21 protein-coding genes and 5 pseudogenes are annotated in these 22,721 nt (G+C 64.5%); 12 read left to right on the top strand and 14 right to left on the bottom strand.

What is annotated here, in order from left to right; genetic code table 11:
• Positions 1 to 43 precede the first annotated feature (43 nt).
• A pseudogene (locus AC3A6Y_RS34075) lies at positions 44 to 535 on the top strand (alpha/beta fold hydrolase); the annotation flags it as partial.
• A gap of 238 nt (positions 536 to 773) precedes the next feature.
• On the opposite strand, the gene AC3A6Y_RS34070 reads toward AC3A6Y_RS34075, so the two are convergent.
• Together AC3A6Y_RS34070 and AC3A6Y_RS34065 are read right to left on the bottom strand one after the other, a co-directional pair.
• On the bottom strand, positions 774 to 1,616 hold the full coding sequence (locus AC3A6Y_RS34070; RefSeq protein ID WP_487872632.1) for an alpha/beta fold hydrolase: 843 nt from the start codon (positions 1,614 to 1,616) through the stop codon (positions 774 to 776).
• Between the two features lie 28 nt (positions 1,617 to 1,644).
• Positions 1,645 to 2,145: an ester cyclase gene (locus AC3A6Y_RS34065; RefSeq protein WP_487872631.1), complete on the bottom strand. Its 501-nt coding sequence runs from the start codon at positions 2,143 to 2,145 to the stop codon at positions 1,645 to 1,647.
• Between the two features lie 141 nt (positions 2,146 to 2,286).
• Between AC3A6Y_RS34065 and AC3A6Y_RS34060 the strand changes: the two genes are divergently transcribed.
• Positions 2,287 to 2,757 carry a MarR family winged helix-turn-helix transcriptional regulator gene (locus tag AC3A6Y_RS34060; RefSeq protein WP_487872630.1) on the top strand — a complete coding sequence of 157 codons (471 nt, stop codon included), beginning with the start codon at positions 2,287 to 2,289 and terminating at the stop codon, positions 2,755 to 2,757.
• A gap of 585 nt (positions 2,758 to 3,342) precedes the next feature.
• On the opposite strand, the gene AC3A6Y_RS34055 is transcribed toward AC3A6Y_RS34060, so the two are convergent.
• The 3 genes from AC3A6Y_RS34055 to AC3A6Y_RS34045 all read right to left on the bottom strand — a co-directional run bounded on the left by AC3A6Y_RS34055 (position 3,343) and on the right by AC3A6Y_RS34045 (position 4,637).
• A complete protein-coding gene (locus tag AC3A6Y_RS34055; RefSeq protein WP_487872629.1) occupies positions 3,343 to 3,552 on the bottom strand; it encodes a LysR substrate-binding domain-containing protein in 210 nt (69 codons plus the stop codon).
• A complete protein-coding gene (locus AC3A6Y_RS34050) occupies positions 3,527 to 3,994 on the bottom strand; it encodes a LysR substrate-binding domain-containing protein (RefSeq protein ID WP_487872628.1) in 468 nt (155 codons plus the stop codon). The genes AC3A6Y_RS34055 and AC3A6Y_RS34050 overlap by 26 nt, the downstream gene beginning before the upstream one ends.
• Before the next feature lie 154 nt (positions 3,995 to 4,148).
• On the bottom strand, positions 4,149 to 4,637 hold the full coding sequence (locus tag AC3A6Y_RS34045; protein WP_487872627.1) for an Lrp/AsnC family transcriptional regulator: 489 nt from the start codon (positions 4,635 to 4,637) through the stop codon (positions 4,149 to 4,151).
• Between the two features lie 135 nt (positions 4,638 to 4,772).
• On the opposite strand from AC3A6Y_RS34045, the gene AC3A6Y_RS34040 reads away from it, so the two are divergent.
• The 4 genes from AC3A6Y_RS34040 (at position 4,773) to AC3A6Y_RS34025 (ending at position 8,286) form a co-directional block, all read left to right on the top strand.
• On the top strand, positions 4,773 to 5,975 hold the full coding sequence (locus tag AC3A6Y_RS34040; protein ID WP_487872637.1) for an amino acid aminotransferase: 1,203 nt from the start codon (positions 4,773 to 4,775) through the stop codon (positions 5,973 to 5,975).
• Between the two features lie 5 nt (positions 5,976 to 5,980).
• The gene (kynA, locus tag AC3A6Y_RS34035; RefSeq protein WP_487872626.1) at positions 5,981 to 6,853 is read left to right on the top strand and encodes a tryptophan 2,3-dioxygenase; all 873 of its coding nucleotides are present in this window, start codon (positions 5,981 to 5,983) and stop codon (positions 6,851 to 6,853) included.
• Positions 6,854 to 7,012: 159 nt separating this feature from the next.
• On the top strand, positions 7,013 to 7,900 hold the full coding sequence (locus AC3A6Y_RS34030; protein WP_487872625.1) for an alpha/beta hydrolase: 888 nt from the start codon (positions 7,013 to 7,015) through the stop codon (positions 7,898 to 7,900).
• Positions 7,897 to 8,286 (top strand): RidA family protein, encoded by a 390-nt coding sequence (locus AC3A6Y_RS34025; RefSeq protein WP_487872624.1) that lies wholly within the window; start codon positions 7,897 to 7,899, stop codon positions 8,284 to 8,286. Before AC3A6Y_RS34030 ends, AC3A6Y_RS34025 begins: the two co-directional genes overlap by 4 nt.
• A gap of 68 nt (positions 8,287 to 8,354) precedes the next feature.
• On the opposite strand, the gene AC3A6Y_RS34020 is transcribed toward AC3A6Y_RS34025, so the two are convergent.
• Entirely contained in the window at positions 8,355 to 9,260 is a 906-nt protein-coding gene (locus tag AC3A6Y_RS34020) for a LysR family transcriptional regulator (RefSeq protein WP_487872623.1), read from the bottom strand.
• Between the two features lie 115 nt (positions 9,261 to 9,375).
• Here AC3A6Y_RS34020 and AC3A6Y_RS34015 point away from each other — a divergent pair, with 115 nt between their 5' ends.
• Genes AC3A6Y_RS34015 through AC3A6Y_RS34005 form a run of 3 tightly spaced genes read left to right on the top strand, consistent with a single transcriptional unit; the run spans position 9,376 to position 12,517 of the window.
• Positions 9,376 to 10,320 (top strand): hydroxymethylglutaryl-CoA lyase, encoded by a 945-nt coding sequence (locus AC3A6Y_RS34015; protein ID WP_487872622.1) that lies wholly within the window; start codon positions 9,376 to 9,378, stop codon positions 10,318 to 10,320.
• 41 nt (positions 10,321 to 10,361) lie between these two features.
• Entirely contained in the window at positions 10,362 to 11,501 is a 1,140-nt protein-coding gene (locus AC3A6Y_RS34010; protein WP_487872621.1) for a CaiB/BaiF CoA transferase family protein, read from the top strand.
• Between the two features lie 38 nt (positions 11,502 to 11,539).
• Complete coding sequence (locus AC3A6Y_RS34005; RefSeq protein WP_487872620.1) at positions 11,540 to 12,517, top strand: Bug family tripartite tricarboxylate transporter substrate binding protein; 978 nt, start codon at positions 11,540 to 11,542, stop codon at positions 12,515 to 12,517.
• A 329-nt stretch (positions 12,518 to 12,846) separates the two neighbouring features.
• On the opposite strand, the pseudogene AC3A6Y_RS34000 reads toward AC3A6Y_RS34005, so the two are convergent.
• Positions 12,847 to 13,320: pseudogene (locus AC3A6Y_RS34000) on the bottom strand (IS3 family transposase); the annotation flags it as partial.
• Between the two features lie 9 nt (positions 13,321 to 13,329).
• Positions 13,330 to 13,815 (bottom strand): annotated as a pseudogene (locus tag AC3A6Y_RS33995) (IS110 family RNA-guided transposase); the annotation flags it as partial.
• Between AC3A6Y_RS33995 and AC3A6Y_RS33990 the strand changes: the two are divergent.
• Positions 13,814 to 14,086, top strand: a complete 273-nt coding sequence (locus AC3A6Y_RS33990) for a hypothetical protein (protein WP_487872619.1) — start codon at positions 13,814 to 13,816, stop codon at positions 14,084 to 14,086. The pseudogene AC3A6Y_RS33995 and the gene AC3A6Y_RS33990 overlap by 2 nt on opposite strands.
• A gap of 221 nt (positions 14,087 to 14,307) precedes the next feature.
• On the opposite strand, the gene AC3A6Y_RS33985 is transcribed toward AC3A6Y_RS33990, so the two are convergent.
• From AC3A6Y_RS33985 to AC3A6Y_RS33970, 4 genes and pseudogenes are all read right to left on the bottom strand, one after another.
• A protein-coding gene (locus tag AC3A6Y_RS33985) for an IS5 family transposase (protein ID WP_487872636.1) occupies positions 14,308 to 15,290 on the bottom strand; the annotation gives its coding sequence in 2 pieces (ribosomal slippage) (positions 14,308 to 14,837 and positions 14,837 to 15,290; 984 coding nt in all).
• Between the two features lie 266 nt (positions 15,291 to 15,556).
• On the bottom strand, positions 15,557 to 15,970 hold the full coding sequence (locus AC3A6Y_RS33980; RefSeq protein WP_487872618.1) for a hypothetical protein: 414 nt from the start codon (positions 15,968 to 15,970) through the stop codon (positions 15,557 to 15,559).
• A 68-nt stretch (positions 15,971 to 16,038) separates the two neighbouring features.
• Entirely contained in the window at positions 16,039 to 16,683 is a 645-nt protein-coding gene (locus tag AC3A6Y_RS33975) for an acyltransferase family protein (protein ID WP_487872635.1), read from the bottom strand.
• A gap of 57 nt (positions 16,684 to 16,740) precedes the next feature.
• Positions 16,741 to 17,338, bottom strand: a pseudogene (locus AC3A6Y_RS33970) (phosphate acyltransferase); the annotation flags it as partial.
• A 1-nt stretch (position 17,339) separates the two neighbouring features.
• Between AC3A6Y_RS33970 and AC3A6Y_RS33965 the strand changes: the two are divergent.
• Positions 17,340 to 17,752, top strand: a pseudogene (locus AC3A6Y_RS33965) (IS5/IS1182 family transposase); the annotation flags it as partial.
• 331 nt (positions 17,753 to 18,083) lie between these two features.
• Here AC3A6Y_RS33965 and AC3A6Y_RS33960 read toward each other — a convergent pair.
• Entirely contained in the window at positions 18,084 to 19,355 is a 1,272-nt protein-coding gene (locus AC3A6Y_RS33960) for a vanadium-dependent haloperoxidase (protein WP_487872617.1), read from the bottom strand.
• Positions 19,356 to 19,520: 165 nt separating this feature from the next.
• Positions 19,521 to 21,197, bottom strand: a complete 1,677-nt coding sequence (locus tag AC3A6Y_RS33955) for a winged helix-turn-helix domain-containing tetratricopeptide repeat protein (RefSeq protein WP_487872616.1) — start codon at positions 21,195 to 21,197, stop codon at positions 19,521 to 19,523.
• Between the two features lie 261 nt (positions 21,198 to 21,458).
• On the opposite strand from AC3A6Y_RS33955, the gene AC3A6Y_RS33950 reads away from it, so the two are divergent.
• Positions 21,459 to 21,647: a hypothetical protein gene (locus tag AC3A6Y_RS33950; protein WP_487872615.1), complete on the top strand. Its 189-nt coding sequence runs from the start codon at positions 21,459 to 21,461 to the stop codon at positions 21,645 to 21,647.
• The last annotated feature ends 1,074 nt before the right edge of the window (positions 21,648 to 22,721 follow it).

Genomic DNA, 22,721 nt, shown 5'->3' with positions numbered 1-22,721 from the left:
CAACTACGGCCGTGTCAATTTGTCAAAAAAATACGATTACCCCAAGGAGCCGCAACTCGTCCGCAAGATTGTCCTGGCCGGCACCGGCCCGGCCGGCGGCGAAGGCATCAGCTCCGTGGCGGGGGTGACCTTCTACGACATGCTGCGAGGCCTCTTCACGGGCCAGGATCCGAAGCAGTTCCTGTTCTTCACGCGCACTCCCAGCGGCATCGAGGCCAGCAAGGCCTTCCTGGCGCGCCTGCAGGAGCGCACCGAGAACCGTGACAAGGAAATCACGAACGGCGCGTTCTTCGCCCAACTGGGGGCGCTGCGCGCGTGGGGGAACAAGGCCCCGGCCGATCTCTCGGTGGTCAAGCAGCCGGTGCTGGTGGTCAATGGCGACGACGACCGCATGGTGCCCACCGTCAACACGCACGACCTGGCGAAGAGGCTGCCGAACAGCCAGCTGATCATCTACCCCGATGCCGGGCATGGCGGTGCATTTCAGTTCCATGCCGACTTCGTGCGCAGCACGCTCGAGTTTCTGGCCCGCTAGCCACGCCAGCCCTTTCCGCGGAACACCGCAGACGCGCGCGCGATTTGGACGGCGAAGGTCCATGGCCTGCTTCCATGCTCGGCGAAGCCCTATCTCCGTACGCAGCAACCGAGTGACACTTTCGATTGGACGCTGCTCGAAGTGGACAACGTCGCGCCGTGTTCCAGGGTATCCCGCAGCCACAACATTACAACCGCTGTGCGGACGCCGCTCGAAAGCGGCATTCCGCGCCCTGAGCTCAGGCCAACGCTGACTTCATGAAGGCACGAAGCTCGCGATTGAATGCGTCGGGTGCTTCGCGGAAAGCACTGTGCCCGATGCCTGCCATCTCGACGAGCTGCGCACTCGGAACCATCGATTTCACATGCTGCGAAGCCTGCGGCAAGAGGATGGCATCGGCCGAGCCGTAGAGCAGCAGGGCTGGCACGCGCATTGTGGCCAGCGCGTCATCGTTGTCCAGGCTGCGCGAGAACAGAGCGGCGCGCACTCCCGGCGGCACGATGCAGTTGAAGCCCAGTTGCTCGTGGAACTCCAACGCCTCCAGCGGCCGGGCATGACAGTCGCGGATGAAGTTCCCCAGGGTCAAGACGGATGTGGCCACGTCGGTGGCGAAGAGCCCTGGCACATGCGAGAGCACCTGCGGTCCGAGCAGGCTCATTGCGTGCTCGTTGCCAAGCTTGGTGAGGGCGCCAACCAGCACCAGGCCGGCGAGCCTCGACGTGCCGTGGCGCCGCAGGTAGTCGCAAGCCACCAACCCACCGTAGGACCAGGCCACGAGGAAGGTCTGCGATGCACCCAGCGCGTCGATAGCGGCTTTCACGTCGTCGGCCCACAACTGCCCGTCGGCGTAGGCGGCTGCGTCCGCGGGCTTGTCGGAGGCCCCGTGGCCGCGCAGGTCCAGGGCGCCGATCGTGTAGTCGTTAGCCAGGTCGCTCTCGAGTTGGTACTTCCAGCACCAGGCCGATGAAGAAAAACCGTGCAGGAAGAGGATCGCCGGCGCACCTGCCTTGCCTGCTTGCAGCAGGTTGAGCTTCGCGCCGCCGCCGCCCCGGAGGGTACTTGTGGAAATCGTCGGTTTCATGGATTGCCGTGGGCTCACGTGGTGTACTTCACTGCACGCGCTCGAGCAGCCCGACACCGGTGGGCGCTTGGGCTTCGCCACGCAGCTGGCGCAGCACGGTCTCGAGGTCGAAGTAGACGCGTTCGTTCAGCAGGCGGGCTGCCTCGGCGCCATCGCCGAAGTTGTAGAAGGCGGCCAGCTCGAAGCAAACGCGACGGCCCGTGGCCGCTATGCCGCAGAACTCGCCGCGGTGCGTGGCTGTCACAGTCACTTCGCGGATGGAGCAGCCGGGCACGTCGTACTCGGCGCTGTTACGCAGTTGGAAGTCAGGGAAGGCGGCGTCGAAGGCCGCGTAGAAGTCCTTCACGCCCGAGATACCGCTGAACACGGCCGACATCGGGATCACGTCGTAAGAGGCACGCTCATCTCGGATGAAAGTGTCGTAGACGGCGTCCCACTCGTGGGCATTCTCGGCCCGCATGTGTTCGACGATGCACTGGCGTTGCAAGGCGATGCGTTCGGGGTTGGTGGGAATCTTGGTTGCGGTCATGTCTCTCTCCAGCTCGGGGTGGGTGGGGGCGGCCTTCTTGCAGCTGCCGCATGGCTTTCTCGGCCATGGCTCGCAGTCTCGTCAACTATGTGTTCTATGTCAACGTAATTGACACAAACATCTGTAAGTACAATCCCGACCATGAAGGCCATTCCCCGTTCCGCCATCTCGCGTCCCGCCACGGAGGAAGAGGCCGTCCCGGTCGACCGGATCGACGAGGCCATCCTTGCCTTCCACGAGGCCTACCAGACTGTGATCGCCGGTGCCGACGAACTGCTAGCTCAGCAGGGCCTCGGGCGCAGCCACCACAAGGTGCTGTATCACGCCGCTCGGCATCCACGTTGTTCTGTGACAGAGGTGCGTGAGTTCATCGGCGTGACCCGACAGGCCATGCAGCGCCCGATCAACGACTTGCACCGCCTTGGTTTGATCGAAATGGTGGCCACGCCGGGTAATCGTCGGGTTCACCAGCTGATGCTTACCGAACAGGGCGCGGCGCTGGAGCGCGAGGTGACGCAGCTTCTGCGCCATCGCTTCGAGGCGGCCTTTGCCAAGGCGCCGGCGGCAAGCGTGAGGCATTGGCTGACAACGATGAAGGCCTTTGTATCCTGAAGGCTTTTCCGCGCAGGGGTGTTGTCGCAAGTCGCCAGTACCGTTTGGGCGGAGCCTCGGTGAGCGCGCGCTGCTTGGCGCGGGCGCGCGCCGCGCTTGGCGTTGGCTCGGCGCGTCTGTGCAACGCGCAAGCCCGAGGCGTTTTCGAGAAAGCTGGGGCTGCTCATCGCCTGCACTACCTGGATGTTCCCGATGAAGTTTGCAAAGCGCGCCTGCGTGCTCGCAATTTCTCGGCGCAACCCCCTTTGAATCGACCGATGCAGAGTTCGACCAGATCACCAGCCATTTCGTCCCGCGTAGGCCGGAGGATGGCTTCAATGTAGTTCGCTATGGCTGAACGTGTCCCTGTTGGTTCTGCCGCCGCGCATTTGAAGTAAGCCGCAGAAGGCAGAATGCGCGAGCGGACCTTCGACGTCACCGCCCAGCTTGCTCGGTCTGGACTCACAACGCGAACGGCTGAGATCGTGGAAAGTGATCGTGCCGATAGCCGCGAGCAAACGGCCGCTATGCGCTAGAAGCTCTCTTGCTCGAAGAGCGAGGCGCAGCCTTCTTCGCATTGCTGACTAAACCCCACAGCTCGCGCTGTTAGGTGCGCTGTTTGGCGGCGAGCTCGCGCGACGCCCAGGCGGCGACCGCATCGATGAAGGCGCGCACCTGAGGCGGCAAGAACGTGCGCTCGGGGTAGACCGGCGCGATCTGCATTTCGGCACCGATGATGCCGGCGAGCACCTGCACGAGCGCGCCGCTCTCCAAGTGCGGCGACACCAGGCTATTCGGGAGGAGCGCGATTGCCATGCCCGCTTGCGGCGGCTTCGCACAGCAGGGCGATGGCATTCGAGAAGTACGCCCCGTCAACGTGGAGCTTGCCCCCCGAGGCCATGGGCCAGTGGGACTCCGGCAGCTCGCCGCGCGCGAAGCCAAGAAGACAGCGGTGGCTCTGGAGATCGCATGGCGTGCGCGGCGTGCTGCGATCGGCGAGGTAGGCGGGCGCCGCTACGGGGATCATCGGGTCGCGGAAGAGCGTGCCCGCGATGAGGCCGGGCTGGATCTGGCTGCTGGCACGCAGCGTGACGTCGTAGCTGCCGTGGAGGATGTCGACGTGCTGGTTCGACGTGTGGACATGGACGCGCAGCGCGGGGTAGCGCATCGCGAATTCGCAGAGCATCGCATGGAAGCTCTCGATCATGACGGGCTGCACCGAGACGCGTAGGTCGCCCCGAAAGAGGTCGTCGCTCATGCGCACGCTCTGCTCGGCGAGGCGAACGGCGTCTAGTGCGATGCAGGCCTGCCGGTAGAACACCTCACCGGCCTCAGTGAGGACGAGGCTGCGCGTGGTGCGGCGCAGAAGACGCGCGCCACGACCATCTGGAGACGTTCGGATTCGCTCCTCATCAGCTCTGCGAGCGTGTCGCCGGGGGAATGGGCAGGTCCTCCAAAGCCTTGAATTCCTGGAGCGAGAAACTCGTCTGCACTTGCTTCACCCCTGGTAGTCGATGCAGCTTCCGCTGCAGCAGCTCCGAATAGGCATCCAGGTTCTCGGCCAACACCATCAGCAGAAAGTCAGCCGTGCCGGTCACGCCGTGGAACATCACCACCTGGGGAATGGCGCGCACTGCCTCGACGAACTCGGCTGAGCGCTTCTCGTTCTGGAAATCGATGCTGATGCTTACGAAGGCCACCACACCGTAGCCCAGCGCGCTTCGATTCAGTCGTGCGCGATACCCCTCGATCAACCCCGCCTGTTCCAAACGCCGGATGCGGCGCCAGCACGGCGACTGCGAAAGGCCAGCCATCTCCGCCAACTCGACGGTGGTCAGGCGAGCATTGGCTTGGAGGGCAGAAAGCAGCTGCAGGTCCACCTGGTCGAGCTCGATATGCATAAATAGACCTCAAAAATAGCGACTGGAGAATCAATTATCCAACGAGTAAAAAGTACTTGGATGGTGCGACCTAGTCTTCCAGAATTTGCGCATAAACCAACTGACGCACCCCCCATGGGCACCACTACTCCTTCCCTGTTCGCGCATGTCCCGCCGTATGCGGGCGACCCCATCCTGTCCCTGACGGAGACCTACCAGGCCGATCCGCGGCCGGACAAGGTCAGCCTGAGCATCGGCGTGTACTTCGACGGCGACGGCCGCCTCCCCGTGCTGCCTTCCGTGCGGCAGGCCGAAGCTGCGCTGCTGCAAGACATCGGCCCCCGTCCCTACCTGCCGATGGAAGGGCTGGCCGACTTCAGGGCCGCCGTCCAGGGCCTGCTGTTCGGCGCCGCGCACGAAGCGGTGACCGGCGAACGCATCGCGACGCTGCAAACCCTGGGCGGCTCCGGAGGGCTCAAGGTCGGCGCCGACTTTCTGCGCCGCTACTTCCCCGAAGCCGGCGTCTGGGTCAGCGATCCGACCTGGGACAACCACCACGCCATCTTCGAAGGCGCAGGCTTCGAGGTGCAGCACTACCCCTACTACGACCCTTCCACGGGCGGCCTGCGTTTCGACGACATGCTCGCGACCCTGGATGGCCTGCCGCGCCACAGCATCGTGCTGCTGCACGCCAGCTGCCACAACCCCACGGGGGTCGACTTGTCCGCCGCGCAATGGCGCTCGCTCATCCCGGTGCTGCGCGATCGCGCGCTCATTCCCTTCGTGGACATCGCCTACCAGGGCTTCGGCGACGGCCTCGACGAGGATGCCTTCGCCTTGCGTGCACTGGCCGACGCGGGCATCCAGTTCTTCGTCGCCAACTCCTTCTCCAAGAACTTTTCGATGTACGGCGAGCGCTGCGGCGGCCTCAGCGTGGTGTGCAGGGACCGCCAGGCAGCCGATACCGTGCTCGGGCAACTCAAGGCCACCGTCCGGTGCAACTACTCGACGCCTCCCACGCACGGCGCGCGCGTGATCATGCGGGTGCTGCGAGACGCGCAACTGCTCGCGCAATGGACCGCCGAGACGGCCGCCATGCGGCAGCGCATCCGCGCCATGCGCGAACGCCTGCACTCGGTGCTGAACGAGACCTTCCAGGGTCGCCGCAACTTCGAATACCTCCTGACCCAGCACGGCATGTTCAGCTACACCGGCCTCGGGGAGGCTCAGGTGAACCGGCTGCGCGAGGCACACGCCGTCTATCTCGTGCGTTCGGGCCGCATGTGCCTTTCGGGCCTGACCCTGGATAACGTGGACAGGGTGGCGCAGGCCATCGCCGAAGTCCTGGGCCGAGGCTGAAGCACATGGAAGCGCGCACCACCGCCTCTATGGGCTCCACTGGCACCCCCGAGCAGATCGTGCAGGAAGAACAAGCCCAGCTCGACTTCAGCCGCTCCATGAGCTACGGCGACTACCTGCAGCTGGACGCCATCCTCCACGCCCAGAAGCCGCTCTCGCCTGCTCACGACGAAATGCTCTTCATCGTCCAGCACCAGACCAGTGAACTCTGGATGAAACTGATGCTGCATGAGCTCGTCGCCGCGTTGCGCTGCGTTGCCTCGGACGAATTGAGCAGCGCCTTCAAGATGCTCGCGCGCGTCTCACGCATCATGGAGCAGCTGGTTCATGCCTGGGACGTGCTCGCGACGATGACACCGCCGGAATACACCGCCATGCGCCCCTACCTCGGGGCGTCCAGCGGCTTCCAGAGCTACCAGTACCGCTGCATCGAGTTCTCGCTGGGCAACAAGAACCCGGCCATGCTCAAGCCGCACGATCACCGGCCCGATCTGCTGGAGCGGGTGCGCGCCGCATACGAGGCGCCCTCGCTCTACGACGAGTCGCTGCGCTTGCTGGCGCGGCGCGGCTTCGAACTGCCCGCCGGCCAATTGGAGCGCGACTGGACCCAGCCCTACGTCGCGAGCGATGCGGTGACCGAGGCCTGGGTGCAGGTCTACCGCCAGCCGCAGGCGCAGTGGGAGCTCTACCAACTGGCCGAGGAGCTGGTGGACCTGGAAGACGCCTTCCGCCTGTGGCGCTTCCGGCATGTGACCACCGTCGAACGGGTGATTGGTTTCAAGCGCGGCACCGGCGGCACAGGCGGGGTGAGCTATCTGCGCAAGATGCTGGACGTGGTGCTCTTCCCCGAACTCTGGCGCGCGCGCACAGAGCTGTGATGGCAGCGCCTCCCCTGCACGAGGTCCTGATCCGGGCCGTGGCCGAGAGTTCGGCCCGAAGGCGGTGCGCGCCGGCGTGGCGATCGATCCGGCATCACACCCACACGGCTCGGGCCGCGATCGCGAAGAACGCGGGCGACAAGCCGCGGTGAGCCGGCGATGACAGTCCGGCTGTCCCTCGCGGATCGCGAACGCGAGTACTCGCCGAGTTCATGCATCGGCGGCAACTACGCACCGCACCTGCGCGACTATGCGGCGCTGAGCGAGGCGGCGCTGAGGTCATGCGAAGCGCGGCGCAACTTGGCCTACGGCGACAAGGCCTGGCATCGACTGGACCTCTTCTTACCACGGGCTGCCGCTGCACCGCCGCCCCTCTTGGTCTTCATCCACGGTGGCTACTGGCAGGAGCTCGCCAAGGAGAGCTCGCTCTTCGCCGCGCCCGGCTGCCTGCAGGCTGGCTTCGCCTTCGCGGCCATCGACTACACGCTTGCGCCTGCCGCTTCCGTGCACGAGATCGCGCTCGAATGCCGGGATGCGCTGCGCTGGCTGCACGCGCACGGCGACGCGCTGGGGATCGACCCGGCGCGCATCGTGGTGGCCGGCAGTTCGGCCGGCGCGCACCTGGCCGCCATGGCCTGCCTGCGCGGCTGGGACGGCGATGCGGACCTGCAGGCCGGCCTGCCCGCCGCGGCCGTGCTTGTCTCGGGCATCTACGCGCTGGCGCCGCTGATCGGCACCAGCATCGACGATGCGCTGTCGCTCAGCGAAAAGAGCGCAGCGGCCGTGAGCCCGCTGGGTCTGTCCCTGCGCGGCTTTCCGCCATCCGTCGTGTGCTGGGGCGAGATCGAGACCGGGGAGTTCAAGCGCCAGAGCTGTGACTTCGCGAGTGCGCTGGCCGCAGCGGGCGCGCCGCCGGCCCTGTTCGAGGTGCCTGCGCGCAACCACTTCGACGTCATTCTCGACCTGGCAGAGCGCGGCACGCGCCTGGGCGATGCCACGTTGCGCATGCTCGAAACACTGCCACGTCTGCCAAGGACCGCTGAATGAAAGACATCATCGACACCGGTCTCCCGCCGCTGAAACAACCCTTCTCGTGGGCCGTGAAGGCCGGCGGTCTGCTCTTCACCGCCCATGGGCCGGTGCGGGCCGACGGCAGCATCGACACGGGGCCCATCGAGGCCCAGGCCCAACTCACTTTCGGCAACCTGCGACGGGCCGTGCTAGCGGCCGGCGGCACTCTGCAGGACGTGACCCAAGTGCTCATCTACATGATCGACGTGAGGGACATGCCGGTCATCGACCAGGTCTATCGCGAGTTCTTCCAGGCGCCATATCCCAACCGCTCCAGCATGAGCGTGGCCGGTCTCGTTGTGCCTGGCATGAAGATCGAGATCGTGGCCTATGCGGCGATCTCGCAAGTCCCCGCCGCGTAGCGCGCCGTGCCTGCGCGGGGCGTCACCACGCGACGTAGACCCCGACCACCAGGGCCGGAACTTCACGCCTATGCGCCCGTGGCGGCGGTCGCCAGGTGATCGAGTAGAGATCGCGCCGGCGCAGACAGAAGCTCAAGATTCTTGTAGGCGATGACGAACTGCCGGGTGGCCCACGCATCGCTCAAGGAAACGGCCTTGAGTCCGAAGGATTTGCCGGCCGGCTCAGCGATCTCGATGGGGGCAATCGTGATACCGAGTCCCGCCGCGATGAATTTCAGCGCTGCATCGAAGGTCGACAGCTCCGCGCGGTACTCGATCCTCCGTCCTAACCGGCCCGCTGCACGGTCGATCAAGGTTCGTCCTGCGGTCCGCGGGGGCAGCCCGACATGGGGAAAGCCCAGGGTATCGGCGAAGCTGCAGGAGCTCTGCCGGGCCAAGGCGTGGCCGGCGGGCACCACTGCTGCGAGGTGATCCTGACGGTAGGGCATCAGTTCAAGGCCGCCAAGATCCGTGGCATCCCAGCATACGCCGAGCGAGGCGGTTCCACTCCGAATGGCTTCAGGAAGGTCGATGCTCAGAACTTCTTCGATGTCCACCTGCAAGCCCGCGTTGCCAGGCGCGGCCATGAAGGCGGCAATGTCCAGAGGCAAATGCTCGGCGATGGTTGAGACAGTCGCAAGCAGCCGAACCTTGCCACGCATGCCCCCCAGAAACTGGCCCATGCTGGTCAATGCACGGTCCTCGTGCAAAAGGATGGCGCGAGCATGCTCGAGCAGAGCTTCTCCCGCCGGCGTGGGCTGAACACCAGCGCGCCCGCGTTCCAACAGTTTCACTCCCAGGCTTTGCTCCAGCTTGGAGATCCGTTTGCTGATCGCTGACGCGACGGTGTGGTGCCTGGTACTGGCACGCGCGATATTTCCCGCGTCACACGCGGCCACGAAAAGACGAAGGGTCAGGAGGTCGAGGTTTGTCATGCGCTGGGTGTGCAAGAAGCATGCTTCCCATCAGGAACGTTTGAGCTGACAAATTACCATTTTTGTTTCCTGCAGGTCATAGATAAATTCCTCAGCACACCAAGAGGAACCGTTCATGTCCGAATCCGCCAAACCATCAACAACTGCAGTCATTCGTGAAGCGAGCCTGCGCGATGGACTTCAAAGCATCCAGGCCATCGTGCCCACGGCCCAAAAGATCGAATGGCTGCGGGCCGCTCATGCAGCGGGAATTCGCGAGATCGAGGCCGGCTCCTTCGTGCCGGCCCGATTGCTGCCTCAGTTGGCCGATACGGCCGATGTGGTCAAGGCGGCGCTCGAGCTTGCGGGCATGAAGGTGTCCGCATTGGTGCCCAACCTGAAAGGTGCGGTGGCGGCCCTGGAGAGCAATGTCCACACGATCACCATTCCTCTGTCCGCCAGCACGATGCACAGCCAGGCGAACGTGCGCAAGTCGCCGTCCGAGATGGTCGAGGAAGTGCGGCGGATCAGGGAGCTGAGGGACTCTGTCGGCTCCAATGCCAAGATCGAAGGCGGTGTAGGCACGGCATTCGGATGCACGATCCAAGGCGAAGTGACCGAGCGCGACGTGTTGACGCTGGTCGAGGACCTTCTTGAGGCGGGCGTGGACTACGTCAGCCTGGCCGACACCGTTGGCTTTGCAGATCCCGCCTCCGTCAAAGCCCTCTTCGACAAAGCCTTCGCCCTTGCGGGCCCCAAACTGTGGGCGGCTCACTTCCACGACACACGCGGTCTGGGCCTCGCCAACGTCTACGCGGCCTGGACCGCTGGCATGAGGCGGTTCGACGGCAGCCTGGCAGGTATCGGCGGGTGCCCGCACGCCCCGGGTGCAAGCGGCAATGTCACCACTGAGGACATGGCCTACATGTTCGAGCAAATGGGCGTTTCGACGGGTGTCAGCGTTCAAGCGGCGCTGCAGTTGCGCAAGCGCATTGCCGACTGGTTGCCGGGCGTGCCCCTCAACGGAGTCATCTGGCGAGCCCCGCGGCCCGGCTGTATCTCTACCGCGGCTGCCGTCTGATCGCGACGGACCTTCCCGAAACCCATTGATCCTTTTCCTTCATGAACCTGCCTCTCTCCAACATCCGCGTCATCGAATTCAGCCACATGGTGATGGGCCCCACCTGCGGAATGATCCTTGCCGATCTGGGCGCGGACGTCATCAAGATCGAGCCGCCGGGAGGCGACAAGACGCGACAGCTGCCCGGTCTGGGCATGGGCTTCTTCCGTACCTTCAACCGCAACAAGCGCAGCGTGGTCCTGGATCTGGACAGCGCGGGCGACAAGGAGACGGCGCTCGGGTTGATCGAAGAGGCGGATGTCGTGATCGAAAACTTCCGCCCGGGCCGCATGGCTGCGCTGGGGCTCGACTACGAGACCCTGTCACAGCGATTCCCGGACTTGATCTACGTCTCGCACAAAGGCTTCCTGCAGGGCCCGTACCAAGACCGTCTGGCGCTGGACGAAGTGGTCCAGATGATGGGCGGCCTGGCCTACATGACCGGCCCGGTGGGCCGGCCCTTGCGCGCGGGCAGCTCGGTGAACGACATCATGGGTGGAATGTTCGGCGCGCTGGGCGTGATCGCCGCACTCTATGAGAAAAAGGCGCACGGCGCGCGAGGGCAGGAGATCCAGAGTGCACTGTTCGAGAACTGCGCGTTCCTTTCCGCGCAGCACATGCAGCAGTACCACATGAGCGGCGAACCACCGCCGCCCGTCCCATCGCGCCAGGCGGCCTGGGGCATCTATGACGTCTTCCCCGTGGCCAATGGCGAACAGCTCTTCATTGGTGCTGTCGGGCAAGGCCAGTGGGTCGAGCTTTGCAAGGTCATCGGGCGCGAAGAATTGACGGCTGACGCGCGCTTCGAGACCAACGCGCTGCGGGTCAAGAACAGGACCGAGCTGCTGCAGACCGTCGGCGAGAGCGTGCTGGGCTGGGACATCGAACAGCTCAGCCTGCGCCTGGAGGAGGCCAAGGTGCCCTTTGCACCAATCCGCCGGCCCGACCAACTGGTGCGCGATCCCCATCTGCTGCAAAGCGGCGGCATGGTGCCCATCACGACGGAGGAGGGCAGCGAGGGCTTTTCGGTGCTCCTGCCCTTTACCTTGGGCGGACGCCGGCCCGGCGTGCGCCGCCCCATTCCCAAAGTTGGTGAGCACACGGCAGAAGTGCTTTCCGAGCTGCAGACCAAGGGCGCTTGAGCCCGGCACCCGTTCCATAACCCTCCGCCGAGAGCACCATGACCTTCCTGACCCGCCGAATCGCGATCCTGAAACTGGCTGCCGTGGGCGCCGCGTTTGCCATGCCGGCAATGGCGGAGACCAGCAGTCCGCCGTTGCGGCTGATCGTGCCGCTAAGTCCCGGCTCGATGGGGGACACCGTTGCACGCCGACTCGCCATGGCCATGACGCAAACGATGAAGCGTGCCGTCGTTGTCGAGAACCTGCCCGGCGCCGGTGGGATGACCGGCACAGCCCAGATGGTCCGTGCAGCCAAGGATGGCAACACCTTGGCATTGGTGCCGAGCACGCACGTCATCAATCCGAGCATCTACAAGAACATGCCTTTCGACAGCATCAAAGATGTGTCGGCTGTGGCCATCGTGGGTGATTCGCCCGGCGTGGTACTTGTGAACCCATCGCCTCCCGTGAAGACGCTGCCAGAGCTTATCGCTTTGGCCAAGAGCAAGCCTGGTCAGCTGAACTATGGCTCCTCCGGCAACGGCACCAACATTCACCTCATGAGTGTGATGCTCATGAAGGAGGCCGGCATCCAGCTGGCGCACATTCCCTACAAGGGGAACGGGCCATTCGTCACCGATCTTGTCTCGGGCCAAGTGCAGGTCGGAATTCAGGCGACCACGGTCGCCGCGCCCTTTGTGAAATCGGGACAATTGCGCCCGATCGCAGTAACGACGAAGGTCCGTTCGCGCTTGTACCCCGACGTGCCCACCTTGCAAGAACAGGGGCTGACCTCTTATGACCTGGGGAGCTGGATGGCAATTCTGGGCCCGGCAGGTCTGCCGGAGCCGCTGCTCAGTACCTTGAACCAGCAAGTCAATGCCGCAATGCAGATGTCGGAAACCCAGCAGTGGTTCGAGTCCCAGGATTTCAGACTGACACCGACCACCACGCCGGCAAGCGCAAAGGCATTTCTGCAGAGCGAGCTCATCAAACACACGCAGTTGGTCAAGGAAAGCGGTGCTGTGCTTGAGTGACCGTGACCGGCCGGGCACGCACCATGCGGCCGGTACCGGACGCTCGCCAAGCCAGCACAATGTGACTTGGAGAGGTCAACTGGTCAGCCGCTCTTTCACTTCGGACTGGCCTCTTGCCCTCGCGTCGGATCGAATGAGTCTGACGCACGCGTGCTGAGATAGGCCTTGAATACCCTGCCGGCCTTCAGCGTCGGCGCGAAGGCGGGTGAAGCAGTGGCACCGTCCAGGGCCTGTCCGTAGACGATGCAATTCGCGGGATTCATTTTCACGGATGTTAGCGCCGATGTAAAACTGACCCAGTGGGGATGCGGACGAAAACTTGGACTGGTTTATGCCGCAAGTCCAAGGCTCTCCCGGTATTCGATGGGGCTGAGCGAGCCGAGGGAGATCTTGATCCGCTTCTCGTTGTACCAGCGGATGTAGGAATCAACTGCTTGAACGAACTGCTCAATGGTCGTTGCTTGCCAGTCCCGAGGATAGAACAGTTCCGTTTTCAGCCTACCGAAGAAGCCTTCACAGGCCGCGTTGTCGGGTGAGCACGCCTTGCGTGACATAGACCGAATGAGGTTTGCTTCGCTCATTCTCGATAGCCAGCCCGGCCAGCGGTAGTGGCCACCGCGATCGGAGTGGACCACAGGCCGATCGGTGGTTTGTGCCACCGTCTCGATGGCAGCATCCAGCATCGTGTTCACAAGCTCAGCGTCCGGACTGGTTCCAATGGTCCAGCTCACCACCATCCCATCGAAGGAATCGATGACTGGCGACAGGTAGACCTTGCCCGCAGGGATCTGGAACTCCGTGATGGCCTGACTGCGAACGGTCGATGCCCTCAAGGGCAACACGACACCGAATTCGCTGAGCAACCCGCGGATCCGGTTGATGGTTGCCGTGCGCTGGTCGACGAATCCTCGGCGCACGCGATGCACGCTCAGTTGCGATTGCTGCTCCAGGCTTTTGATCGGGACGAAGCGCATGTTCGGCCGTTGCATTGCTTCGCAGATCGCCGCCGCGTCGGCGGCGTCATTCTTGCCGCGCTTGCCAGAAAGTCGATACGGGCTGACGAATTTAGGCGCCATGAGCCTTACCGTGTGTCCATGGTTTCTGAACTGGCGCGCCCAGTGGTGTGCGCCTGAGCACGCTTCCATGCCAATCATGCAGGGAGGCAGCGACGCGATCAGTTCGAGCAACTTGGCACGCGCGACGTTCGGGCAAACGAGCACAGGCTTGCCGGCTTCGTTTACTGCGTGGACTGCGAATACGTTCTTGGCGAGATCGACGCCAACGTACAAAATAGTCATGGGGCTTCCCCTTCAGAGTGAGTTGATGGAGCTTCGCAACCCCATCGTGGCACTGTGTTGCCGGCAGCCGCAATACCAGCGGCTTAATCTGAGGGGGAGGCTCCTTTCATTCGATTACCCCAAGATGAGGGGCTATGCCGACGCCCAGGCGCGCCACATCTTCCGTGACATCATCGACATGCCCGCCACCGTCGACATCACCTCAACAGGCGTCAACGTCAATTCCACCGCCGCGCTCATCTGCCCATCATCATCGCCTCGGGCCTCCTGAACACCCCCGTGGGCATCCCGTGGTGGAACAATCTGCCGCTGACCTTGACCGCATAGAGCCGGCAAGGAAAACGCCTCGACCTTAGGGAGATGCTGATCAATGAACGACGCCGTAGGATCTGAGGACATCAAGACGCGATGCGGTCGCGAGTCCGGTCGACTTCGCGTCGTGAGGTCGGCCCGCCGGGCGCTTTGGGCCTCTTGCGAGGCCACTTTCGGCGTTCAAGACGCACCTCTGGCATGAGCGGCCAACAGCGACCTCTTGGCGATGACCAGATTGGCCAGCCCGAACAGGCTGAACAGCTGCGCCTCGTTCTTCGCGAGACCCTTGTAGCGGGTCTTCTTGTGACGAAACAGGTTCTTGATCACATGGAACGGATGCTCGACCTTGGCCCGCACGCTCGCCTTCAGCTGCTCGGCCTTGTCCAGCAGGCGCGCCCACTTGCGCGTCAGGTCCAGCTGCCGGCGCTTGCCTGGCTGCATCGCCACGTGCCACTGTGGGCCTTGCGCTTCTTCGCGCTTGGCAACACCCCGGTAGCCGGCATCGCCGAAGGCCACCGTCTCCTGGCCGTGCAGCAGCGCACCGGCTTGCGTCACGTCGCTGACGTTGGCGCCCGTGCCCACCACCGTGTGCACGAGTCCCGATTGGGCATCCACGCCAATATGGGCCTTCATGCCGAAGTGCCAGGCGTTGCCCTTCTTGGTCTGGTGCATCTCGGGATCGCGCGTGTTGCCCTCGTTCTTGGTCGAGCTGGCGCCGCGATGATGGTCGCGTCCACGATGGTGCCCGCGCGCATCAGCAGGCCCTGTTCGGCAAGATGGGTGTTGATCTCCTCGAAAAGGGCCTTGGTGAGATCGTTGGCCAGCAGCAGTCGCCTGAACTTCAGCAGCGTGGTGGCGTCGGGCACCGACTCCCGCGACAGGTCAATGCCCACGAAGTCGCGCAGCGCCTGGCTGTCGTACAGCGCATCTTCCAGTGCCCCGTCGGCCAGCCCGTACCACTGCTGGAGGCAGTACATGCGCAGCATCCTGGGCACTCCGATAGGCTGGCGGCCAACGCGTCCGCTCGTCGGGTACAGCGGCTCGATCACAGCGATCAAACGAGACCACGGCACGACGCGCTCCATGTCGGCCAGAAACTTCTCGCGGCGCGTGCGCTTCTTCTTCATCGCGTACTCGGCGCTGGCAAAGCTGCGTTGGTTCATCTCGGTGGTGTTGGAGCTTGCGGTGCCTTCACGCATGCCCGGGCCGTGCCCGCTGCGGTCTATTGATCAGCGTTTCCCTAATGGCTCTTTTGCATCAAGCGTGTCAATCCGCATCGAAAGTACGATCACCCCGACTCGCACTTCTCGACGCCCACGATCCGCAGCTCGTTGCCGAGGACAGACGCGACCTCCGCGTCGTACAGCTTCAGCCCCTCGTCGGGAAGGAAGAGGTAGCAGACCCCCGAAATGAGGCCTGGCCGCGCTAATTAGGCGGTCGCAGCAGCGCGCTTCGCTGTAACGCTCGAGAAAACCAGCTTCGTGAACCACCGGCCCGCGGCGATCGATGGCCGCTCGACCCAGCGTTCACTGGCCCAGGCCAGCGGCACCGTGAGCACCACAGACCCGAGCGCAATCAGGATGCCGGACTCGAGCGCGTGCGTCATGGGCCAAGTCATCCGGTCGGTGAATGCCCAAATCAATCCGAGCATCAGCACGTTCAACAGGTAGAAGCTGAAGCTGATGCGGCCGAGAAATTGGGAGGTCGGCCGCTCGAGAAAGGCGATGAGCGATCCCCGCTGACCGTAGAGCAAACCGGAGACCAGGAAGCCCGCGGAGACAACCATCGTGAGCGCAGCCGGCACAGATGAGTGCTGATGCAGGGCCCGGCTGAATACCAGCATGCCGAGCACCAGCCACCAAGACCATGCGGGCGTCTGCCGGACCAATGGGCGCAGTGCCGGCTCGGCCGCTAGCAGCCGGCCATGAAGGCGAGCAGGTATCCGTGCATGTTCGGCAGCCAGAAAACGAGGTCCGCTAGCTCAATGGCCAGCAGGCTGTAGACGAATGCGAACACCAGGCCAGGGAGTCCGCAGTACTTGCGCAGCATCCACGCAACCAGGATGAAAGGGATCGCCAGCATCTCGGCCTGTAGCGTCGTGCTAGGGCCGTGCATCGCTGTGTTGATCAGCGAGGCATTCCCGAGGAGCAGTTGCACGGGGAACGTCGGGAACCCAGCGAGCCCGATGTGGCCGAGCGCGAAGAACAGCAGCAGGCAGGCGATCAGCGGAGGGTAGAGCCGCAGCGCGCGCGCGCCGACGAAGGCGACGGCAGTAGGCAGAAAAGGGGCGTTGGCGTGTCGATCGAGCGACAAGCGAAGAACGGCCCCGCTGAGCACGAAAAAGACGAACACCGCGGTCTCTCCGTTCTGCAGCACAAGCGCGAGCTTTGTGAGCGCGTCGCGCAGGCTGCTTGCGTTCTGCAGCGGCTGATAGAGCACACGCCCGATGAGCGTCGGGTCATGATGAAGGATCGCGTGGTACAGCACGACGGCCAAGGCCGCGTAGCCGCGGAGGCCGTCAAGGGCGTGTGAGCGCGCCGGAGCTTCTTCTTGCATGCGCGCGAGTTTAAGGGGGCTTCCGAATCTCGAGGATCTCGCAGCTCCACTCCTGGAGGACATGCAGGCGTGGATCGGCGCATTGCGCGGTGCTTGCTGCACCGCCTGGTCGCTTGCCGAGAACCTGATCGATGTACGGGAGGTGCAACTGGGGTCGTGCCCCAAGTGCTGCAGATCATTCCATCAACGTCACCGGTGTGCAGCAGCTTCGCACCGATGAGAGTAAGTCGCCGGCGCAGCTCGATCTTGGCCGTTTGCATGGTCACGCCCTGGCGGTCTCCCATGCGGTGATGGGCTTGCCGGAACGCGCGGTAGCGATGGTCCTGTTCGACATTTACGATGTCGTAGTCCAGCTCTTGCTTGTGGCGCAGCCCGAACTTCTCGATACGTTGCGCGATGATGGCTGGGCGTCCGACCAGCGTTGGTCGGGCGATGCCTTCGTCAACCACGACTTGCTCCGCACGAATCACGCGCTCTTCCTCGCCTTCGCAGAAGGCCACGCGCTTGTTCAACGCAGGCCGGGCTGCGCCGAACATCGGCTTCCTTGTGTCCCGATGCGTAGACGAAGCTTCCAGCCTGGCGCGGGAGGCGTTTATGTCAGTAATCGGCCGCGTGCTACGCCGCTGTCTGCGGCAGCCTGCGACTTCGATCCCGCCGATGGCACGCTGATCCAGGCCTAGGCCGGACACAAGAGCTTTGCTCGCAAGAACGGCGACGACAATGCCGGCAGAGGCGGGGACTTCAAGGGACAGCAACGCAGCAACGAGACGCACGAGCCGAAGGCCGATCCCGATTCGAACTGTACCGTAAGGGCAAGACGGCCAGCGAACTGCGCTACATAGGGCACACGCTCACCGACAACCGTCACGGCCTGTTCGCCGGCGCGATGGTCACGCAGGCCGATGGCTTTGCCGAGCGTGAAGCGGCCAAGGTGATGATCAGGGACGCAGGTCAAGCAACGGCGAGCGCGGACACCGAGGTCACCCTCGGTGCCGACAAGGGCTATGACGCGGCCGAGTTGATCGAGACGCTGCATCGCATGAAGGTCACGCCGCACGTGGGGAGGGACATCGCGGCTGTCATCCCGCCACTAGGGCGCACGCGCACCGACGCGCATCCCAATGCGCGGCCCTGACACGTTCACCGAAGGCGTCTCAGCCCCCATCACAGAAGACCCACGGCCGGCGCGATGCGGGTCATGAGGCGCGGATCGCGAAGGGCTTGAGGATCAGATAGTCGCGGCCGAAGCTGAGCTTTTCTTGCCAGGGCGCTGGGAGGCCTTCAGGGTGAGGTATTTCAGCAGCTGTTAAGGCTGAAGGGGGCTTTTGCCCGATTAGTTAGAGCCCTTGTTCAACGGCTCGCGTGTTCTCATCTCTCCCGCAGTCCTGCACCAGCGACTGTCAATCACCCGTCGGCCGGAAATGCCTGACCGCCACCCAGTGGGCGACGCTTGTTCCCAGCTGGGCGCCGTCCGTCGTCGACGTCCGGAAGTGCATGCCACCCCAGACTCGCGCGTTGGCGATCTCGTCCACGAGATCGTCGACACGCTCATAGCGATGCGCAAAGGTGCCGGGAACTGTGCTGTTGAATTCGAAGCGCAGCCGGCGCGTCCCGTAGAACGATCGCAGCGTTTCGGCCACGGCCGCGCTGACGCAGGAATGCGCCGCCGGGTATTCGGGATGATTCGGCGTCGGCAAATGCGGCGCCCAGGCCGGATCGGGCTGCGTTGCCGCTTTGCCAACGGTGTCGGCCGACTGGATGGCACTCGCCGGACGCCAGAAGTTGTGGTGGTACTTGGACTCGAAGCAGCCGCCGACCGCATCCTGGTAGGCGGTCCACAACATGGCCATGAGACGCGCGTTCACCGCCAGGTCGGCGCTGGCCGTGGCGAACTGGTGCAAGTTGCGCGACCAGAACGCGCCGGGCGGCTCCGTATGGAAGCGCGCCACTTCCGTCTGGGTCGCGCTGCGTGCTGTGCTGCCGACCGCGGCCACGGACTGTACTTCGGCCAAATCGTCCGCGTAGCGCCTGCTGCCGAGCTCCGGCGCACCGGGCGCGCGAAACTGCCGGTGGCTCTGCGTGGCGAACGGCTTGAGGTATGGCGCCGTGCGAAGGATCGGGTTCACCCCGCGGAACTGCCCCGGTCCCGTGCCAGGCACGTAGGGCGGCAAGGCCGTTTCGCGGCCGTCGTTCGTCCGCAGGGCCAGCATGCCCGCGGCCGCTTCTGCGCCGATCGCCTGGCCCCGCGCTTTGGCGTCACCATCGAGCACGGCGGCCATCCCGCTCGCGTAGGCAGCCTCGTACTTGTCGCCGCGGCTCGGAAAGAGGCCCTTGAGGACACGGTAGGCCGCTTCGATGGCGGCCGCTTCCATCGATGCGCCGGTGGTGGGCACCTTCGGCTGGATCGCGAATGGCTTGTGCGTCCTGGCGATGGCCGTGACCGCGTCGTAGATCGCCAGTTGGACGGTTGCCACGTCGGGCCCCGCGATGCGCTCGGACGGCGTCGCCCCCGACGCCGCCGGCGGCACCAGAGCCGTCGCGACGGCCACCTCGTTCCAGATGGAAACCGGATTCGGGGCGCCTGGGACGATCGTGACGACGCGTTCCTGATCGGGCTCCGGTGCCGTCGCCTGGGCGAATGCGCACGGAGGCGCGACTGCGCTGGCGATCACGATGAGGAAGGGGCGCAGGCGGGCGGCAGTGGGACGTTGCATGGCGGTCTCTCCAGGAAGGGTGAATGCCGGCGAACACCGGCCGCGCCACACTAGGCAAGACCCGAGTCGGAATCCCGAGATCCCGATGAAATTTGGCTGAAAGATCGCCGAACGAGGCGTCGGTCAGGGCGGCAGCCCCGCCTTCAGCAAGCCGGCAAAGTAACGCTCGTTGCCGGCCTGCAAGGCCGGGCCATTGCCCGCGTTGGTGTTGCGGAAGACCGAGACGGTCGCCTGCGGCCGAAGAGCCCTCAGTTGCGCCATGGCATGCGCAGCCGCTTCGCTGCGGCCATGCAGCGCATCGAGCGAAGCCATCAGCGCCCACGCGCTGTGGTTCCTCGGGTTGCTGGCGGCGGCGGCCTGGAACTCCAGGTAGGCGGCGTCATCCTCGCCCTTGTGGAAATGCGCGGCACCGGCAATGACGCGGCCGAAGGCGACCTGGTTGGCCTCAAGGGGGCTGATGCGCCGGGCGCGCTCGACCGGGGCCGCGACTTCGTCGAAACGCCCCAGCGCCAGGAGGGCTGCGGCCACGCGGGCATGCGCCCAGGCGTCGCTGGGGTTGACCGCCAGAACGCGTTCATAAGAAGACAACGCGCCGGCCGGGTCGCCGCGGACGATCCGAAGGTGACCTTGCGCGTAGTGGGCCACCGAATAGTCCGGATCGATGGCCAGGGCCTTCTGGATGGCTTGGGCAGCGAGCTCTGCTTGCCCGTCGGGATCCTTCGACCAGCGCGACTGAATCTCCGACAGGTACGAGAGCGCCAGCCCGGTCCAGCCGCGAGCCGAGGCAGGGTCGATCGCGATCGCTTCCTGATACGCAGCGCGAGCCTTCAGCACTGCGGGAGGGTCCCCCGTCGCCGAACGCAGCAGGTGGTCGCCGCGCGCCAGAGAGGCGATCGCGGGCGACCGGGCCGTGCTGATAGGCGCCTTGTACGCCGCCGATGTCAGCTGCAGGTCCAACGCCCGCGCGATGCGCAGCGGGATGTCGTTGCGCTGGGTTGCCAACTCGGCATCCGCCTGCCGCCACCGTTCGCTCCAGAGCACCACGCCCGTTGTGGCCGACACGAACTGCAGCGCAACCTCCACCGCCTGGTCCTCTCGGGCGACGGTGCCGGTGACGACATAGGCGACGTCCAGCAGCTTGCCGATGCCTCGCAGGTCTTGCTCCTGCGCGACGGCCGTGGCCGCCGAAGCGCGGGCGATGACGGTGGTCCCCGGCAGGCGCGCGATGTCGCCGATCAATTCGTCGGTCATCGCATCGGCGAACTCCTTCGACGATTGGCTGCCCTGGGGCACCAGCGGCAGCACCGCCAACGACCTTTCCCGGCTGAAGGCCTGGTCCGCGTTGGCAGCCGGCCGGGGTCCCAGGGCCCACGCGACCACCATGCCCAATGCGGCCAGAACCGTCGCGCCGATCGCCATGCGCCAGGAGCGGCGCTCGGGCGGCGCTGTCGCCGTAGGCGGATGTGTGGCGATGGAGTTGCCATCGAAGCGATAGCCATGCCGCGGGACGGTGGTCACCAAATTCGCGCCGTCCGGACCCAGGGCCGCCCGCAGGTCAGCCACGCATTGAACCAGGGAGTCGTCCGTCACCACCACGTTGGGCCACAGGATCGTCATCAATTCCTGCTTGCCCAAGGTGCGACCGGCGTGCGCCACAAGATAGGAGAGCAAGGCGTATGCCTTGGGGCGCATGGCGAGCGGCCGGCCCTTGTACGTCACTTCGACGCGCCCCCTGTCCAGTTGAAAGTCGCCGAAAGCGACCAGCGGCGGCAATCCGCTGGTGGAGGGAAAGTCGTTCAAACCCATTCTGGCGGCCGCGACTCGTGCACGGTGAAGTTTCGGCCTATTTTCGGTACGGGTCAAGACCGCGTGCCCACAGTCGCCAGCAGCGCGGAACCTTGAGGCGAGCCCTTCGTCCGCCCGCGCCCTGGAGGGCCTTTCATGTTCCGAGATCGAGTCGTTCTCTCTGTATTCCATCTCTGGGTCCTGGGCCTTGGGTCGGGCCTGGCGCTGGGCGGTTGCGCAACGGCGCCCGCTCCTGCAAAGCAGCAATGGATCGCCATGTCGCTGCTGACGCCGGCAGCCGCCGATCCCGATGCGCCCTGGTTCCCCCGGGCTGCGTCCCTGATGCTGCGGAACGAGTTGGCCGCAATTCCCGGGTTGATGGTCGTCGCCTGCCAACGGCTTGCCGGCTGGCTGCAGACAAGCAGTCCGTCGTTGCGGCGTTGCAGCTTCTGCCAGAAGGAGTGATGGGGCGTGCACACCAGCCTCTGACGCGAAAACAGTTGTCCCGGCCAGAATACAACGATGCTGACAGGGTGGCAAATAGCATGGGGAACTCAGGATGCGGAAAGTCTTCGCCTGGCTTTGCTTGATGGTTGCGGCCACCGTCTTTGCGCAGGAGGCGCCGCCCTGGCGACGGCCCGCCCCTGAGGAGCAGCAGCTTGACGTCGCCGCTTTCTCGGAGGTCGACGGCATTGTGCAGGCGCTGGGCGATGTTCAAAGCGTCGTCGTCGTCCTCCAAGGCCGAGTGGCGTACGAGTATTGCAAAACACCCAGTCGGTAACCAAGAGCGGCCTGGCTCTCCTGGTGGGTACCGCATTGAAGCGAGGCCAACTTGCCACTCTCGATGCGCCGGTCGTCGAACTCATGCCTGAATGGCGAGCGCTCAATCTGGACCCCCGTGCGCGGACTATCACCTTCAGACACCCGATGGCGATGACCACTGGCTTTGAAGTTGATGAGCCGCTGGAACTGCCGCATTCCTTCCGCCAACGGCAGCTTGGGCCAGGTCGATTCAAGCAGAACCGGGGCGGCGCTTCACCTACGACAATAGCGGACCTCCGATGGTGCAAGCCATTCTTGAACGAGTCACCGGCCGCCTGATCGCGGAGCTGGGGCGCGGCCAACTCGTGACGCCTCTTGCCATGCAAGGAGCCTTTGTTTTCTCGCGGAGGTATCGCGTCGATGAGAACGGTCGACATGGCGAAGTTGGGTTACCTGCTGCTTCGGGATGGCCGGTGGGAGGGCAAAGAGATGCTCCCGCCTGGCTTCATAGCGGAAATGGTCAGGCCTCTAAGTGCTGGTGGGCCGCCCGTTGGCTTGCCCTATGGTCTTTTCTGGTGGGCTCCTTCAAGTTCAACCTACTTCGCCAGCGGCTATTCCGGCCAGCTCATCTGGGTCCATGCCCCGCTGGGCCTGGTAGTCGCGGCAACTTCCACCATATCGCCGGATAGCGCGCAGGTTGATGTCCCGGGAAGTGGTGTAAGTCTTCTTTCACTCGCTGCGCGGCAAGGCGCGTAGGGCGTAGCCCGAAGCGGCTTG

The sequence above is a fragment of the Variovorax sp. Soil_C_17 genome, from assembly GCF_057657265.1.
Note: the sequence above shows the minus strand (reverse complement) of the source record. Positions and strands in the feature narration are given on the sequence as shown.